General features: G+C 53.5%; 13 protein-coding genes. 6 read left to right on the top strand and 7 right to left on the bottom strand.

Going from position 1 to position 17,776, the window contains the following annotated elements; genetic code table 11:
• Window positions 1-595 precede the first annotated feature (595 nt).
• Both MK110_11170 and argB read right to left on the bottom strand, forming a co-directional pair.
• Window positions 596-1,810 (bottom strand): aspartate aminotransferase family protein, encoded by a 1,215-nt coding sequence (locus MK110_11170; protein ID MCH2211856.1) that lies wholly within the window; start codon window positions 1,808-1,810, stop codon window positions 596-598.
• A gap of 70 nt (window positions 1,811-1,880) precedes the next feature.
• The gene (gene argB / locus MK110_11165; GenBank protein MCH2211855.1) at window positions 1,881-2,756 is read right to left on the bottom strand and encodes an acetylglutamate kinase; all 876 of its coding nucleotides are present in this window, start codon (window positions 2,754-2,756) and stop codon (window positions 1,881-1,883) included.
• Between the two features lie 315 nt (window positions 2,757-3,071).
• On the opposite strand from argB, the gene MK110_11160 reads away from it, so the two are divergent.
• The 6 genes from MK110_11160 to MK110_11135 all read left to right on the top strand — a co-directional run bounded on the left by MK110_11160 (window position 3,072) and on the right by MK110_11135 (window position 11,828).
• Window positions 3,072-3,977 carry a DUF1559 domain-containing protein gene (locus tag MK110_11160; protein ID MCH2211854.1) on the top strand — a complete coding sequence of 302 codons (906 nt, stop codon included), beginning with the start codon at window positions 3,072-3,074 and terminating at the stop codon, window positions 3,975-3,977.
• A 68-nt stretch (window positions 3,978-4,045) separates the two neighbouring features.
• Window positions 4,046-4,774, top strand: a complete 729-nt coding sequence (locus MK110_11155; protein MCH2211853.1) for a MotA/TolQ/ExbB proton channel family protein — start codon at window positions 4,046-4,048, stop codon at window positions 4,772-4,774.
• Complete coding sequence (locus tag MK110_11150) at window positions 4,774-5,595, top strand: hypothetical protein (GenBank protein MCH2211852.1); 822 nt, start codon at window positions 4,774-4,776, stop codon at window positions 5,593-5,595. Before MK110_11155 ends, MK110_11150 begins: the two co-directional genes overlap by 1 nt.
• Window positions 5,592-8,090, top strand: a complete 2,499-nt coding sequence (locus MK110_11145) for a CehA/McbA family metallohydrolase (protein MCH2211851.1) — start codon at window positions 5,592-5,594, stop codon at window positions 8,088-8,090. The genes MK110_11150 and MK110_11145 overlap by 4 nt, the downstream gene beginning before the upstream one ends.
• Before the next feature lie 157 nt (window positions 8,091-8,247).
• Window positions 8,248-9,180, top strand: coding sequence for a metallophosphoesterase (locus tag MK110_11140; GenBank protein ID MCH2211850.1), 933 nt, complete (start codon window positions 8,248-8,250; stop codon window positions 9,178-9,180).
• 86 nt (window positions 9,181-9,266) lie between these two features.
• The gene (locus MK110_11135; GenBank protein ID MCH2211849.1) at window positions 9,267-11,828 is read left to right on the top strand and encodes an excinuclease ABC subunit UvrA; all 2,562 of its coding nucleotides are present in this window, start codon (window positions 9,267-9,269) and stop codon (window positions 11,826-11,828) included.
• Window positions 11,829-11,945: 117 nt separating this feature from the next.
• On the opposite strand, the gene MK110_11130 is transcribed toward MK110_11135, so the two are convergent.
• The 5 genes from MK110_11130 to eboE form a co-directional block, all read right to left on the bottom strand.
• A complete protein-coding gene (locus tag MK110_11130; protein MCH2211848.1) occupies window positions 11,946-12,599 on the bottom strand; it encodes an RNA pseudouridine synthase in 654 nt (217 codons plus the stop codon).
• Between the two features lie 8 nt (window positions 12,600-12,607).
• Window positions 12,608-13,774, bottom strand: a complete 1,167-nt coding sequence (gene truD / locus MK110_11125; GenBank protein ID MCH2211847.1) for a tRNA pseudouridine(13) synthase TruD — start codon at window positions 13,772-13,774, stop codon at window positions 12,608-12,610.
• 168 nt (window positions 13,775-13,942) lie between these two features.
• The gene (locus MK110_11120) at window positions 13,943-14,470 is read right to left on the bottom strand and encodes a hypothetical protein (protein ID MCH2211846.1); all 528 of its coding nucleotides are present in this window, start codon (window positions 14,468-14,470) and stop codon (window positions 13,943-13,945) included.
• Window positions 14,471-14,566: 96 nt separating this feature from the next.
• Window positions 14,567-16,489, bottom strand: coding sequence for a type IIA DNA topoisomerase subunit B (locus tag MK110_11115; protein MCH2211845.1), 1,923 nt, complete (start codon window positions 16,487-16,489; stop codon window positions 14,567-14,569).
• Window positions 16,490-16,562: 73 nt separating this feature from the next.
• Entirely contained in the window at window positions 16,563-17,753 is a 1,191-nt protein-coding gene (gene eboE, locus MK110_11110) for a metabolite traffic protein EboE (protein MCH2211844.1), read from the bottom strand.
• Window positions 17,754-17,776: the final 23 nt, after the last annotated feature.

Below are 17,776 nucleotides of genomic sequence, written 5' to 3'. Positions count from 1 at the left end.
TCAGCCACAATGTTCGCTGATCAGCTTTTAGGGGATTTTCCAGACGAGGCAGGAGATCGTGGACTTGGTTATTGAATCCACGACGAACTGTTCCAAAGGGACGGGTGATGACTGCGACAGCATTTACACCGGATTTAGTGTCATTCCAGTCAGGGAGTTCAGTCACCAGACAGGTAACGACGCAGGCGTGTTTATTGCCAAAAATCCACGCCTAAGTACCTCTCGGTCGAAAAAATAAAGGGCGTTCAACGAATCCTGGGCCGATCAGGGGGCGTTCAACGACATTGGGGCCATACTATGACAGCGAGGCCGGTTCGGAAAACAGCCGTGACTGTTGCATGAATGACCTGTTTTCGATCGGCCCGTGAATCCGGGAGTGGATCAGGATTGCGTCAGCCGGATTGATCTGCGTATTTCGATCAGTCGTTACAAACACTTCGCGGATGAGCGACCGCTCGGAACAGATCCGCATGCAGCGACTGTACGAGCGTCAGACATCCCGTACGGAAAATAACTGTTCTCCCCCCGTTTTGTTGGCAGAACGGATTGCTCCGTCAGAGTCTCTGTGAGACAGGTCACTGAGAATTTGCTGTTATCATTCTCCCTGCTGTTCGGCCATTAGCTGCAGAACTTCGGTGACAGTATCAAGGCCTTGATCGAATTCTTCACGTTCGATATTCAGCGCGGGCAGCAAACGAACGACAGTTTCCTGAGTTGCATTGATCAGGACCCCCCGTTCCATACACAAACCGACAGCCGGACCGGACGGAATGTTCAGATCGATTCCGATCATCATTCCGCAGACACGAACTTCACGTATGATGGGCAATTCTGCTTTCAAATTCGTCAGTCGCTCTCGGGCATGAGACGCATTGTCGGTGACATGTTGAAGGATGTTTTCCTGTTCAATGATTTCCCCGGTTGCCAGTCCGGCGGCCATTGCCAGTGAATTTCCGCCGAATGTACTGGCATGCATTCCAGGTCGCAGATCGGCAGCAATACTTTCGTGCGCAATCAATGCTCCGCAGGCCACACCACCTGCGATGCCCTTGGCCATGGTGATGATGTCGGGCGTGACGCCGGTCTGCTGATATCCGAACCAGGTCCCGGTACGTCCCATGCCTGTCTGGACCTCGTCGAAGATCAGAAGGATCTCGTTTTCGTCACAGATCGTTCGCAGTCCCTGCAGGAAATCTCGATCCGGAATTCGGACACCTCCCTCACCCTGGACCGGTTCAATCATGATGGCGCAGGTCTCTTTATCGACCAGTGATCGCACCGCATCCAGGTCATTGAGGGCCGCGTAGCGAAAACCGGACATGAGGGGGCCCAGGCCTTCGTGGTGTTTGGGCTGAGCTGTCGCCGTGAGTGCACCCAGAGTTCGGCCATGGAAACCCCGTTCGAACGTAATCATCCTGTAGCGGCCCCTGGACGATCCATGTAGTCGAGCAAGTTTGATGGCTGCTTCACTGGCTTCTGCTCCGCTATTGCAGAAGAACGCTTTTCCAAAGCTGCGCGAACAAAGAAACTCAGCGAAACGGCCCTGTTGTTCGATGTACCATGTGTTGGGAACGTGAATCAGCCGGGCGGCCTGTTCCTGAATCGCCTCCACAACGGCCGGCGGAGAGTATCCGAGGATATTGCACCCCCAGCCCGGAAAAAGATCCAGAAAACGCTGACCCTCGGCATCGGTTACCCAGGAACCGGTGCCTTCGACCAGAGACACCGGATATCGGGTGTAATTGGGGATGACAAACTGATCGAAAAGTTCGATGGTGTCTTTGCTGCTGCGGGGCGTCACGGTTGCCATTTTAGATCTTTCCGATTCTGTGTTTTGTGTTTGGTGTCGCCAGCATTCGTTCCGGACCGTTCAACGAACACTAACCAACGATCTCAGTTCCCACTCCTGTGTCAGAATAGATTTCCAGCAGGACGGAATGGGGCATGCCTGCATCAACAATGTGGATTTTTCTGACCCCCGCCGTCAGCGCATCGAGCGCCGCCTGAACTTTGGGAACCATTCCTCCGGCGATTGTACCGTCAGAAATCAAATCACGTACCTCTGTCGCGGTGACGTGGGAAAGTCGGGTATTTGGGTCATGAATGTTCGTCAGGATGCCAGGAATGTCACTTAGAAAAACGAGTTTTTCGGCATCGAGTTCCTGAGCCACGGCAGCTGCTGCGGTATCGGCGTTGACGTTGAGCCGATGGCCGCGTCGGTCCAAAGCAATACTCGGAATGACGGGAATTGTGCCTGTTGAGCAGACCCGCGACAGCAGGTCGTGGTCGACGTGGCTGATTTGGCCGACATGGCCAAGATCAGTCATGCCGCCGTCCGCTGTGGAAACCTTCAGCCGGTCGGCAGTGAGTGCATTCTCAGATCCGAAGTGAAGACCTGTTGCCTGGGCGCCCCGACTGCTGATTTTTTCAACAATTGACGGACAGATTTCATGGACGAGTACCCGTGTAGCGATATCAAGTGTGGCTTTGTCGGTGTAACGGCGTCCTTCGACAAACTGTGGTTCGATTCCGGCATCGCCCATCGCACGGCTGATGGCGTTACCTCCACCGTGAACCAGAACAGGACGCATTCCCACAGTTGCCATAAATACAAGGTCAGTCAACAGGCTGTCGACAGCATCACTGTCACTGAGCGTACTGCCGCCCAGCTTGATGACGATATATCGATTTCGAAACCTCTGGATCCAGCCCAGAGCTTCGATCAGTGTTGATGCCTTTCGAATGGCTTCCTGCATGAGTGTGTCAAATATGTTGGCGGATTTGAAACAGGGTGCTTACGACAGGCTGCAATTCTATGGTGCGAAATCTCTGAATCAAAACCAGAAGCTCATTGCAAACGGATTCGCGACAGGTAGGCTGCGCCGTAAACACGTCCGATGTGCTGTTGCGGGACTGGCATTCTTACCCCCCCCCTCTCCCCCCGCGGATTTTTACTTAGCTGACGATCTGCTGCGTCAGATGTTTAAACTCGGACGTTGGGCCATGGTGGCGACGAAGTGTATCGGGGCGTTGTTAAGTTTCAGGTGAAGGTGTTGAACAGGTCCAGATTTATGGTACAGCGATTTACCGGAATATCAGTCCGTCGCCCAGCATTTACACTGGTGGAAGTACTCGTTGTCATGGCTGTTATCGGCATACTGATCAGTCTGATGCTGCCGGCCGTTCAACAGGCCCGTGAAGCGGCACGTCGAACCCAGTGCCGCAGCCGGTTGAAACAAATGACTTTGGCACTTCACAATTACGCAGAAGTCTACCAGGAAAACTTCATACCCTATGTTGTGGAAGATCAGACACGTCTGAGCTTTTTGAATACATTTTCCGGAAGCAGAGGAACATCCCGTTTTTGGTTTGGGGTCCTTGACTACGACGAACCCGACCCGTTTCAACAGCTTAATTTTTCGGAGGGGCCACTGGCTCCTTACATGGAAACCAACTGGCAGGCTTTTCAGTGTCCAAATTTTGGTCCGGCACAGATGGATAACGTAGCTTATGGACGTCCGGTTTCCGGGTTTGGCTACAACGGCTATTTCCTGTCTCGGTCCAGTGGAATTGATTATCCGCCGCCAACGTATATCCCCGTACCCAGTTCAGAACGGCTCACTCGCCGGTTTCGGGATCTGAGCTCAATGTCTCAGACAATTGCCTTCGCCGATGCCGCTCAGGTTAAGACGGTTACTCTGACTCCCCCCACATTCAGTTTCGAAGAAACCTGGCTGCTTGAGCCTCCTTCCAATAATTTTCCAAATGTCCATTTTCGACACAGTGACAGTGCAAATGTTGCCTTTATGGATGGAAGCGTCAGGTCATTTGGATATATGTCCACGATCGATGTTCCCGGGCCGAATTTTATCAATCCGGACCAGGCTGCTCGTATGAATCAAGAACGCCTGGGATATGTGAGTGAGGGAACTCTGGATGATCCCGATCGCCGAGACGAACTCTACGATCGACGGTAGCAGACGTTCAGTACCCCGGCGCACTGGACGAGATCGCATGATTCCCATTAAGGTTCATTGTCGGCATCGTGACAGCTTTCGATCAGGCCGGATGGATGAACATCGATTTCACGAAACTGCTACCGCTGCTGGAGTCTCTATCCGGGTTCATGGTCCTCATTATTCTGTGTGCTGCTGCGCTCCATCTGTGTGCGTACATGGTGTTGTGGGTCTGGTATCGTCGGGATCTTAAAGGTATTGCCGGATGTCTGGATGATTTTACCCGAGGGCTGCAGCACCGCAGTGTACTGGGAAGGACATCGCCACTGATCAATCAAATCGATGCGTTTGTGGCCGACGTTAACGATGTTATTAATGATCCGTCTCGGGACAAGGACCGTCGGACGTGTCTTCAGAGAATGCACATTCTTGATGAACGCCGCAGTTATCTGGAATCCCTGTCGTTCGAAACTGCCGGAAATGTGACACGGACAATGATCGAGGCTTATCCTCTGGCCGGAGTTCTCGGAACGATTCTGGCCATTGGAGCCGCACTGCAGAGTCCCGAAACAGCAGATATCTCCGAAACAATGTCGGGCATTGTGTCACGGTTCGGAGATGCGATTTGGTCTACGTTTTGCGGACTGTCTGCAGCGATCGTGCTCATGTTCGTTAACAGCATACTGGAAACACGGTTCGAACGATTGACGCAAATTCGGAGTCATGTACGTGACATCGTCGCCGGAGCCAAACGGGAACTTGCCATGGTGGGCAGCCGTTCGGAAGATGTTCACTGTGCTGAGCAGGAACCTGAGTGATGGGAATTCCAAGGCGACTTACGTTTCAGTTGACTCCACTGCTCGATCTGCTTTTGATCGTGATATTTGCTCAATACATGGAAGTTCAGCAGGCAGCACAGTCCGGTGAATCCCGGATCGATGATCAAATGGCCCAAATGGAGAAAGAGTATCGACAACGTCGACAGGAACTGGAATCGACCCACGCGTCGTCCATCAAAGCCCTCGAAGCGGGGCGCCGGCGAGATTTAGAGCAGTTGCAGAGCATTATCGATCAGCACCAACAGGCCGGAATCGTGCTGTCAGAAACATTTGATCTGCCTGCCCGAATGATGGACGAAGTTCTCAGGTTACAGGTGACAGGGCGGTCCGGAGACGCTGATCGCGTGTTTCAGGCCGCAAATCATCTGAAGAAACTGCTGAACTCGCGAAGCTCCGAATTGTTCCGGTTTGTTGTGGGATACGATGAAATGCGAAAGCACGTATCCGTGTGGGAACTGCACCTGCTGGACAACGGTCAGGCACTGTTCACCGACGGAGCTGTGGCGCAGCGATTTTCATTCGAATCCTCCGACGAGTTTGCGAGTCAGTGTTTCGAAGCCAGCAACGCGTTTGAGGAGCCGCGTCCTCTGACGTTGATTCTCATGACGTACGCGGATACGCAGGCCGGGTTTCGCCGAAGTGCCGTAAATGGACTTCCGGTGGCCGTTCAGAAACTCCGCGATGGTGCCGGCGGGACACGATGGTACGATTATTCTTTGATAGGTTTTCGTCCGGATGGTCCGGTCATTCATTCGGGTGAAACCCGCGATGCAGAAGCCGTATTGAGCCACGAGCCATGAACCATGTCCAAAACAAGCGAAGAAGTGTTCTGTGCCTGGCGTTGTGCGCGGCTGTTGTGTGCGGCAATGCTGTGGCAGATCAGCCGCTCGCAGCGAATGCAAAGCGTCTGATATTGGGCATGCGAAGCCTGGGGTCACCGCTTCCGAAAGAAACCACAGTTGCGCTGCAGGCGGCGATTGTGGCTGAGGATGGGACGAGGATTCATGAATTATTGAAGCCGCTGACTCTGTTTGAAGTGACGATCAATCCGGAACTCCGGGTGAGGACCGTGCGCGGAGTTGCTGATCCGAAACTTCAGCAGTTCGGTTTTATGCCGTTTCTGGTACGGATCACGAATGATGCAACCGTTACCCGCAAACTTCGAATTTCAAGTCCGCAGGCGGGACCTGTCTATGCGGGGACGTCGCTCGGGTCTCTTAAACGACAGGTTCAGGAGGAACTGCAGGAGAATGAGAACGTCGAAAGTCAGCGTCGGTTTCTGAGTGTTGAAATGATGGATCGTTCCCCGATGTCATCACGTCTCAGTGGCCACCGGTCGGAATATCAGATTGCGTTGGTTTCAAGCAGTCAGGCGGGCACGCACGAAGCAACTGTCGCGTTTGATATCGGCCAGGGAACGCAGGATCTCGGGTTTCGCAGTGAGGTTCCGGTTCTGTTCAGCACGGCTCAGGCTGTTCCGACGGTGATGCGCATTCGGGATTTTGACGGGCGTCCAACAACAGCAAGGCTGGAGTTTCGTGATTCCGCGGGAGGAATTTACCCACCGCAGGCAAAACGACTTGCTCCGGATTTCTTTTTTCAGCCTCAGATCTACCGAGCTGATGGCGACACCGTGTTTCTACCTCCGGGCGATCTGGTTTTGACTTCCAGTCGAGGTCCTGAGTACCTGCGACAGCGGCAAGCTGTCTCGATTCCGGTGGCTGAAAATCATGAGATACTGGTGCAGCTTGAACGCTGGATCAACCCCGCTGAGTACGGTTTCTTCAGCGGGGATCATCACATTCATGGTGCCGGCTGTTCGCACTACACGAACCCCACGGAGGGGGTGACACCGCAGGATATGTTTGCTCAGGTCAAGGGGGAGGGGCTTAACGTGGGATGCGTCCTCACCTGGGGGCCATGCTTCGACCATCAGCGTCAGTATTTTTCACCTCTCGCCGCAGATGTCAGTGAAGATCTTACGCTGCTGAAATATGATCTGGAGGTCAGTGGATTCGGGTCGGCAGCTCTGGGACATGTCTGCCTGTTGAATCTCAGCAACCAGACCTATCCCGGGTCGGAAGGTACCAGCACTCGTGGATGGCCAACATGGACGGTCCCCGTACTTCGCTGGACACGCGAGCAGGGTGGCGTAACGGGCTACCCGCATTCATCACTGCGCGTTGTGCCTGAATCTGCAGCAGACTGGCTGTTTGACATGCTGGACGATGATCAGGACGGAACACTGGCGTTCAGAGAGTGTCGCGGACAGTTACTGCCCGATGATTTCCGTGAGGTTGATACGGATGATTCGGGTGTTCTGACACATCGCGAACTCGTACGCAGTGCGAAACAGGCAGCCGGAGAACTTCCAAATACAGTCATTCCGGCAATGGATGGCGGGGGAGCGATGGAAATTTTTGTCAGCACAGCCGAAGGTGTCTGCGATTTTATTAGTGCGATGGATACACCTCGAATCGGAGAATGGAATCCCTGGTATCACCTTCTCAACTGCGGTTTTCCACTGAAGCTTAGCGGCGAAACTGATTTTCCCTGTATGAGCAGTCGACGAGTCGGACAGGGGCGAGTGTATGTCGATCTTGGACAAACTCCGAAAGTCAGCTTTCCGGAGTGGTGTCGGGGAATTGCCGACGGCAGATCCTACGTTTCAGACGGATTTGCACACGCGGTTCACTTCGAAGTCAACGGTACAGCTCCAGGAACTGTTCCGGTCAGCCTGAAAACGGGCGGAGTCGTGTCAGTTTCTGCAACAGTGGCGTTTGCTCCCACGGTGCCGCGAGCGGTTGCTTATGGAACACATGCATTTGACACGGCAAGGGAAGTTGTGGGTGATACAAGAGTTCTGCATGCGGAGCGAAACAGTGACTGGGTTAACGGCGGAGACCGGAACGTGGAAATTGTGGTCAACGGGACAGTTGTGTCTCATGCAGCCGTGCCGGCGGACGGTGAACCTCATGATTTACAGTTTTCTGTACCGGTCGATGTCAGCAGCTGGATTGCCTTGCGCCAGTTTCCTCAGCTGCACACGAATCCCGTGACCGTTGTGGTCGGCGAACAGTCCGTTCGGGCATCACGGGCGAGTGCATTATGGTGTGCCAGGGCAACAGAATTGCTTTGGCACAACCGGCAACGATTCATTGCGTCTGCCGAACGTCCGACTGCGAAAAAGTCGTATGAACGTGCGGTGGCACGGTTTTTGACGATAGCGGAGTCATCTCCGGATGACGGATTGCGGATACCTGTGATTGAACTGGATCCGATTCTGACGGAATAGTCCGACATGTGCAGGCAGAGGATTCAGCTGCAGCAGCAAATGTGCGTGGCTGCTTCCGCACCGTGAACCGGATCGGTTCTGTGCCGTTTTGTTGATGGTTCTTCGGAAAATGAATTAAGACGCTGACAGCTGTAAAGAGGTATCTGCTATCTACGACGTGATTGGTGACATCCACGGCTACGCAGACGAACTGGTACAACTGCTGGAAATGCTTGGTTATACGGAGACTCGCGGATGTTTTCGTCATCAGACACGTCGCGCCGTGTTTTGCGGTGACCTGATTGATCGTGGTCCGCAGATTCGCGACACCGTCAAGATCATCCGTAATATGGTCGGACATGAGTCGGCCTGTGCGGTCATGGGCAATCACGAGTTTAATGCGATCGCTTATCACACACCCCATCCGTATCAGCCTGGTCGATGGTGTCGGGCTCACAGTATTCGCAACACAAAGCAGCATCAGGCAACACTGGAGCAGTTTAGTGATCAGGAACTCAGCGAGATTCTGGATTGGTTCCGCGAACTGCCAATAGCCATTGATCTGGGTGATGTTCGGGTTGTTCATGCCTGCTGGGATATGAGCCAGATTGCAATTCTGGAAAATGCTCAGCCTGCAGGAGACCGCTTCAACGCTGCGTTTGTGGCAGAGGCTGTCGATCCGATGCACCCTTTTGGCAAGGCGATTGAGCGCGTACTTAAAGGGCCTGAAGTGCTGCTTCCCGGCAGTATGACGGTCACTGACAGAGAAGGTCATGCGCGCCGTCGTGTTCGTGTTCGCTGGTTCGATTCCCCTGATGAGCACAGTCTGGGAAGTTATATATTTCCGGACGTGCCCGGGCTGCGCGACGTGCCGGTTCCGAATGTGGCTGCATCAGTTCCGTATTCGTCGGATGCGCCGCCTCTGTTCATCGGACACTACTGGCTGCGGAATGATGACCAGTTGATCATGCGGCCCAATCTGGCTTGTGTTGATCTCAGTGTGGCGAAACAGGGGATGTTGTGTGCTTACCGTTTTAACGGTGAAACCGTACTCAACAGGAAGTCATTTGTCAAAATTCCGGCACGCGATCATACCTCCTGCAGGTCATAACAGAATCACAAGGCAGTGGGCGTGAATTGTTTCAGTTGCAGGACGTGGTTCGTCCGAGTTGAGTCAAGAAGTACAGTAGTCAGATCATGCAGCCGAACTCTATTCGAATACGCGGGGCACGCACTCATAATCTCAGGTGTATCGATGTGGACATTCCGCTTCGGCAGATGACTGTGATTACAGGGTTGAGTGGTTCAGGCAAGAGTTCTTTGGCTCATGATACGATGTTTGCTGAAGGTCAGCGCCGGTATCTGGAAAGTGTGTCGATTCCGTCACATCAGGTGATACGGGCCATCAGGCGTCCCGACGTGGATGAAGTGAGCGGTATGCCCCCGACGGTGAGTGTCGACCAGCGGGTCAGTCTGGTGCCGGCTCGAAGCACGGTTGCGGTGACCACCGAAATCTACGACTACCTGCGACTGCTTTATGCCCGCTGTGGTGTCGTTCACTGTACAACCTGTCATCGCCCGGTGCAGTGCCGCACCATCGATGAGATTGTGTGTCAGGTCATGCGTTATCCGGACCGAACCCGGTTTATGCTGCTTGCGCCCCTGGTGCATGATTGTCGGGGAAGTCATCAGCAGGTGCTGGAGCGTGTGGCACGACACGGACTGGTGCGGGTTCGTATCGATGGGGAATTATTTGACCTGGGAGATGTTACTGATCTGGATGCATCGCAAAAACACAGTGTGGATGCCGTGATTGATCGTCTGATTCTGAAAGACGGTGTGAAGTCACGTCTGCATGAGTCGATTTCACTGGCGATACGTGAAAGTGGTGGTGCCTGTATTGTCAGTGTTCAGCGGGACGGAGAATGGCATGATCATTGTTTCAATACTCGCCACGAATGTCCTGAATGCGGCGTCGGTTATCCGGAACCGGATCCCGGGATCTTCAGTTTTAGTTCCGGACGGGGAGCCTGTTCGCGATGTGAAGGACTGGGGGTGGAAGGAGTCGCAGATGATTCCGAAGACATCACCGTATTCCGAAAGAAAATATGTGCGGCGTGCGGGGGGACCAGGCTTCAGAGGCTGGCGTCGGGAGTCTGTTTTGGTGATATGACTCTTCCGGACTTCACAGCCCTGTCAGTGAGTCGTGCACAAAGTGTGGTTCAGCAGTGGCAGGGTTCTTTGATGGAATCGGAGCAGTCACCACCGGAAGGATTCACGATTCGATCGGAATCACGGGCGGCCGCACTGCGCATTCTTCCGGATCTGTCGCGACGGTTGGCAGGCCTGGCACGGACAGGTCTGAAGTATTTGACGTTGAATCGGTCGACGCAGTCCCTTTCCGGTGGAGAGTATCAGCGTTGCCGTCTCGCCGGCTGTCTGGCCACAAACATCCACGGTGCCTGCTATCTGCTGGATGAACCCACCAGCGGTCTGCACCCTCAGGATACACAGCAACTGCTGAACATCCTGTTCGAACTGCGCGACGCGGGTGCAACATTGGTAGTTGTGGAACACGATCCCGAGGTGATTAGCGGCGCAGATCATCTAATTGAGATCGGTCCCGGTGCCGGCGCCGAAGGCGGTCAGCTGTTGTATTCGGGACCACCTGCGGCACGGTCTGGTGCTACGCCGACCGATCGTATGCTGAATGATCCGTTCAAACGTGTCTCACCGGTTGAGTCAGCCGTCGGCAACACGCCCGAGGATAATGTGACCGTCCGCGGAGCGCGTACTCACAATCTACAGGATGTGACGGTATCGATTCCGCTGAATCGTTTCGTCTGTGTCACCGGAGTCAGCGGTTCGGGCAAGAGTAGTCTCATTAAGGATACAGTTTATCCGCTCGTGCGGGCTTCGTGCGATTCTCTGAGGCAGATAAAGACCACGCTGGCGGATGTGGAATGTCGGGATATTGAGGGACTGGAAAACGTGGAACGCGTTATCTTCGTTGACAGTCGTCCGGTGGGTCGAAATCGCCGAAGTTGTCTGGCTACTCACTGCGGCGTCTGGAATGAAGTGCGTAAACTGTTTGCCCGGACCAGAGAAGCACGTTCACGCGGACTGGCTGCTGGACAGTTCAGCTTCAACACCGGCAGCGGACGCTGTACGCTCTGCAAAGGAACGGGAATTCAGGAATTCCGAATGAGCCTGCTCCCGGACGCGGAGGTGCCGTGTCCGGAGTGTCACGGGCGGCGATTCGGCAGTGAAGTTCTTCATGTTCAGTTTGGCGGTCTTACAGTCCATGACGTACTGAACCTGCGTGTTGACCAGGCACTGCATGTATTCAGTGAAATCAATTCAGTTGTTCGGCGACTTGTTCCGTTTCAGCAGGTTGGCCTGGGTTACCTGACGTTGGGGCAGCCGACGGCCACCTATTCCGGGGGAGAAGCACAGCGTGTGCGTCTGGCGGCTGAATTACACGAATCGGTTGACCGCAAAACATTGTGCATTTTGGACGAACCCACACGCGGTTTGCACGAGTCCGATGTGGAACGCCTGTTGAACATTCTTCGAGGACTTGTGGATTGCGGTCATTCTGCCATCGTGATCGAGCACAACATTCAGGTTATTCGTGCTGCCGACTGGATCATTGACATGGGACCAGGCGCGGCCTCTCAGGGCGGGACTGTTGTAGCCGAGGGGACACCGGAATCGCTGCATGACAATCCAAACAGTGTGACAGGCAGGTGGCTGTGAATTGTTCGGTCAGAGGCGATTCAATGCATGTCTTTTCTAAGCAATGCCTGACAGTCTCACGGTTTCAAAAATCAGAGTCAACAGAATCGGTACTGCGGACTGTATGACTCCGCTGAGCTATGGCTCAAATGCTTCCGGAAGGTGGCAATCAATCACCGTGTCCTGTTTAAGAGTCGGGTGCATGAATTCCAGGCGAGATGCGTGAAGCATGATGCGGGAACCCAGCTCGTCGGCCGCTCCGTATCGCAGATCACCCGCGATTGGATTTCCCATGTGGGCCAGCTGTACGCGAATCTGGTGGCTGCGTCCTGTCAGCGGATGAATTTCAACCCGTGTATATGTTTGGAAAGTTTCAATAGCGCGATACCTCAGGCGGCATTCCCGGGCGCCTTTGGTTGTGCGACCGACAACGGAGACGTGATTCCTCTGTTTATCTTTTATGAGCCAGTCCACCCGTTCGCCCTCCGCTGTTGTCAGCTGGCCTTCCACCAGTGCGGTGTAAGTCTTGCGGATGTGTCCGAGACGAAACTGATCCGACAGCCGTGACGCGGCTTTACCTGTTCGCGCGAACAGCAGTGTTCCTGAAACCGGACGATCCAGGCGGTGGACAATCCCGAGGAATACTTTTCCCGGTTTAGCGTACTTCTCTTTGAGATATTCTTTGGCGAGATCAGCTGCTGTCACATCACCTGTGCCATCGCCCATTGTGAGTAAACCGGCCGGCTTATCAATGATCAGACAGTGATTGTCTTCCAGCAGAACGGTGGGCATTTGATATTTCATGGTTGATCGGGCTGTGGAGGAGCGATCAGGCCGCGAATCAGCATTGTGGCATAACAACCTGGCGGCAGCCGAAAATCCAGGCAGATGCACTGATATCCCGGATACAGTTCATCCGGGCGGGTTTGTGCGGACAGATCGGATGGTGAGATCCAGCAGCGGCGGCTGCCTTTGGAGAAAAAACGGTCTCTGGGATAGGCCACTTTCATCTCGTCAGATCGGAGGCCATAGTGACCGGTGGCCTCATCCGCTCGGTGTTGTTGTTTCTCGCTGAGGTTGCGGTTTCTCGCGGAAATTAGTGGAATCGTACTGTCCACGGTGGAAGTGACGTTGAGAGGCAAAATGCCAAACGGCAAGAGTGCATCAGCGATCGGGGTGGTTACCAGGCGGAGCGGAAGCTGTAGAATCACCTGACCCAGCACGCGGTTCCATACCGCACTTTGAAATGCGGACAGATAGAGGCCTCGCAGATGCGGGCGAATCAGCGCAAAGGCTTTGCGAAATCCCTGGGGATGATCAACAAGATAAGTGATAATGCTTCGTCGGTGAGACCGGTTGAGCTGCTGTTTGCAGAGCTTCCAGTCGCCCCAATGATCCCGCAGAATCTGTTTTTGTTTCTTTTCAGTGGCACGGTCATGGCGATTTGGATCGGCCAGTGCCAGCCACGTTGCTCGTTCGTAGTCCTTCCGACACCATGCTGCAGCAATATATTCTCCGGACTGTCCCAGCGAACCGAATCGCTGATCGTCAAAGTAGTTGGGAATAACGAGCCCGGTTGGAGTTGTGATCCGTCGGATTGTTTCTGACGCAGATGCGGCAGTCACTCGGCGCATCACGATCTGAAACCGGTTATTCCGGAGTTGAGCGGCCGTTAGTTCCGAATCTGTCTGACCCTGATACTCTAGACGAAAAGAATTCTGTTGCAGGTCGACGGGAGGTCCGTGGCGGATTGTTATCGATTGGTGTGTAATCGCATACCGGTCCTTGAGTCCTGCGTGAGCAATACGATTGACAGGCAGATTCCAGACACGACTGATTTGCTCAAGGGCTTCCAGTGTCCCGATATTCGTCTTAACCAGACGATAAAGGGCCCAAGGGCCGCGGCCTGAACGCAGGTTCAGGTTTTCGGTTACGACGAAATCCTCGGGTTGGCACTTCAGCTTCATCTCTGCATTTGCCGCCCGAGAGTATCCCCGAATAACTGCTATCGCTGCTAATTACGCGCTCATCAGAAGGACGACCGCTCACACTATCTGATTTCGACCAGCGAAAGAAAGGGCAGTGTGCTGTCAGCTGCTGAAACGGTTGAGTAACGAGTGATGGTGTGACCTGATCTAATCGATCAGTTCTGATGATTCGAAGATCGCATCGGGGCCGATACCGACGCTGTGCAACTGGTCAATAATTCGTTGTTCAGCGGACGCGCGTGCTGTGCTTCGCTTATGAATTCGGACCCGGATCCCGTTGCTGTCGCCGCGGATCTGCTGAGCGAGCTTTAGCAGTCGTTGCAGATCGATCTCATTCCACGACTCAACATTGTTTCCTGGAACACGCATCAGATAATCATATTCGTCAATCAGTATCACCAGCGTGTTTTCCTGAACGGCAGTTTGCTCTGTTTCTGTCAGGCCGTCTGCCTGTGTGTCCGCAGAGGACAGGACCATTCTGTCGGTCGGTACGGCTGTAGCGAACTGACTGCTGCGATCCGCTGAAATGAAATCGGCAGAAATATCTCCGTCGCCCGTCCCTGTGCCCGGTCCCTGCATAAACAGAAGAGCGAAAAGGACTACCACGATGATCACACCGCCGGTCACAGTCCGACCTGCTCTGCGAACCAGTCTGCCTGGTCCCCCTGAAATCACGTTATGTTACTCCTTAATGAACACACAGCCTGCCTGATCCTCTGGTGTGGTTCTCGTTCCTTAAACAAAACAATCGATATGATTTCTTTGTTACATCTATAGATCAATGTCGTCAGCGAAACACGCCTGATCCATAATGATTCTGTAACGTTCGGCGGCGTCGCGTCCAAGTAGCTGATGAAAAGTAGCGTCTGCTTCGAGCTGACTTTCAATATCGACTCGCAGCAGGACACGGGCTTTGGGGTTCAGCGTGGTTTCTTTGAGTTGTGAGGCGTTCATTTCTCCCAATCCCTTGAAACGCAGGACGGTGGCCGAGCGACCCGTCGGCAGGCCGGCCAGGATCTCCTCCTTTTCGGAGTCTGTTTGAGCGTAATACTTTTTCCTGCCAACTTCGATACGAAACAGCGGGGGCTGGGCAATGAATAGTCGGCCCTGACGAATCATTTCCGGCATGTGACGAAAGAAAAACGTCAAGAGCAGCGTTGAGATATGGTAGCCGTCACTATCCGCATCCATCAGCAGGATGACTCGACCGTATCGCAGGCGATGAATATCAAAGGATTGCCCGATTCCGGCCCCCAGTGTCTCCACGATGTCGCTGATTTCCTGGTTTTTCAGGACCTTGCCCAGTCCAAGCGATTCGGTATTCAGAATTTTTCCGCGCAGTGGCAGCACCGCCTGAGTTTTTGAGTTACGACCCATAACCGCAGTGCCTCCTGCCGAATCTCCTTCCACGATGAACAGTTCTGAATCATCTGAGTGTTTGGACTGGCAATCGACCAGTTTTCCCGGCAGCGTGCTTCTTCGTGTGGATGCCGATTTTCGTTTGACTTCAGTGACCGCATCACGACTTGCCTGACGAGCGCGGGCCGCGAGGACGACGCGACCCAGGATGGCGTCTGCAATGGACGAATTGTTATTGAGCCAGTTTTCCAGTGCCGGCCGAATCACGGCATCAACAGTAGACGCCATTTCGGGATTGTTCAGTCTGTCTTTCGTCTGTCCCTGAAACATTGGATCACTGACAAAAACTGACAAAATGACTACAAGTCCCTCACGGATATCGTCGGCCGTAACTGTAACTCCTCGTGGTTTGAAATTGTGTACGTCAATATAGTTGCGGACTGCTTTGACCAGTCCGGTTCGCATTCCGTTTTCGTGGGTTCCTCCGCCATGTGTCCGAATGCCGTTTACGTAGCTGCGCAGATGTTCGTCTGTGGATTCCGTCCATTTCAAAACGATTTCAATGCGCGCTGCTGAATCATCCCGCTCAACTGCAAACAGAGGCTGATGAACGGTCTTTCGATTGCTGTCTTCAATCAGGCGACCAATGTAGGAGGAGATGCCGTCCGGGTGAGAGAACTCATGAGTTTCGTTCCTCTGTTCGTCTCTGAAGATAATCTTCATGCCGCCGTGAATATAAGAAATGTCTTCCAGGTGCTGGCGAATCGTATCGGCGTTGAACTGAATTTTTCGAAAAATCGATTCGTCGGGTCTAAAAAAAATAACCGTCCCCCGTCCTCGGAATTTTCGCACCTTTCGGACATTTTTAAGCGGGACACCCTTTCGATATTCCTGGATGTATTCATGTCCGTTGCGGTAAACCGTCGCTGTCATCTCTGAAGATAAGGCATTGACCACCGACGAGCCGACACCATGAAGTCCTCCGCTTCGGGCATAATTCTTATTGCTGAATTTGCCACCGGCGTGAAGTGTGGTGAGGATGACCTCTAAAGTTGATTTTTTCATCCGTGGATGTTTGTCAACCGGAATTCCCCGACCGTCGTCCTGCACGGTACAGCTACAACCGTCCCGATGCAGCGTAACCACGATCCGGGTACATTCCCCGGCCAGAAACTCATCGACAGAATTGTCGATCACTTCCCATAACAGGTGGTGCAGGCCCCGGGAATCGACACCTCCAATGTACATGGACGGTCGTTTGCGAACGGGTTCCAGACCTTCAAGAACCTCTATGTCTTTTCCGGTATAGGCTTGGGGAGCCGTTGCTGCGCTCATGGATTGCCGGGGGTTGATATGGTTTGGAAACTTCTGGATCGAAAGGCCATCGTCTCAGATCGATCAGTACTGCTCAACCCATGGTGCATCTGGTAATGATTTCCGTCGCAGCATCGAGCTCTTTGGCAATTCGATCAGCCGTATTTAGTGAAGGAAGGGCGTCTTCACCAGGCATCACCGGCCATGTGTAGGTTTCCACCTCAAGGTGAGGCGAATATGGAAGATCGGCGATTCGTGAAATGGCCTGTTCCAGTTCATGTCGTGTTGTATGCAGTGGTCCCAGGGTTTCCGCGAATACGGGTACATGGAAATGGATTCGCCAGTCTTCTGCCTGCAGGAACTGATCGGGCGGTGAACAGTTGATATGCTCGACTGTAAGGTCTGTCCGTTGTTCAATATGTCCGTCAGAGAATTTTGCGTAAGTTTGATGCAGGTAGCGAGGTTCCACATACTGAAGGAGTGCCTGACGCCCGGCTTCGTTTTCCAGCGGGTGCTGAAGTTGCACTGCGTTGGTAATGTGCAGCTTGTTGATGCGAATCGAGTTCGATTCCAGCAGATTGATGCTGTGCGTGAGGTCCTCGAATTCAACTGCCTGGTGACAGACGTCCAGACAAAGACCAACGTGTTCCTGTAAAATGTCCAGCTGATTTGCCGATCCTGCTTTCTCACGGAGTTGTGCGAACCACGGGATGACATCGCGCGAAATTGATGAAAGGTGGCACATCGGTTCCGGTTCAATGGCAAGACGAATCAGCCGACCGGTGGATTCGTGCAGGTCGGCCAGATGTTGGGCTGCTTTGATTACATTGGTGAAACACTCCTCGGCAAATTCCGGCCGGGTTGGATTCATTCGGCCGCCCAGAGGAACTGTTGACAGGCTTCCCTCTGCTGCCTTTGGCAACAGTTCGGCCAGCAGTTGAGCACATTCCTGTGTGTACCGGAGACGATCCGGTGTCGACCAGTCCGGCAGATACACATTTTCTTTGACCCGGTCGGAATGAAAATTTCCGAAAGGAAAAGCATTGAGTGTGTAGCAGGAAAGATCGTGCTGCCACAGGACCTGTCCGACCTGTTCCAGTTTCGATTGCGAATCAAGCAGTTCCGTGACGACGCTCCGTGCCAGCCACAATCCGGCGGCAAGCGGTCGGTTGAATGTACGGGCCGCTGCAGCCGTACATGTGTTGATGCCGTCAATAACTTCATCTGCGGACTGTCCGGGATGGACGTTGGTGCAGTAACTCAACGGAAGATTTGAGATCGCCATGATGTGATCGTTGGTTTTGGGCT

Source organism: Fuerstiella sp., assembly GCA_022447225.1.
In the GTDB taxonomy this organism is placed as follows: Bacteria; Planctomycetota; Planctomycetia; order Planctomycetales; family Planctomycetaceae; genus S139-18.
The sequence above is the reverse complement of the archived record's forward strand: the minus strand, read 5'-3'. Positions and strand labels throughout refer to the sequence as shown.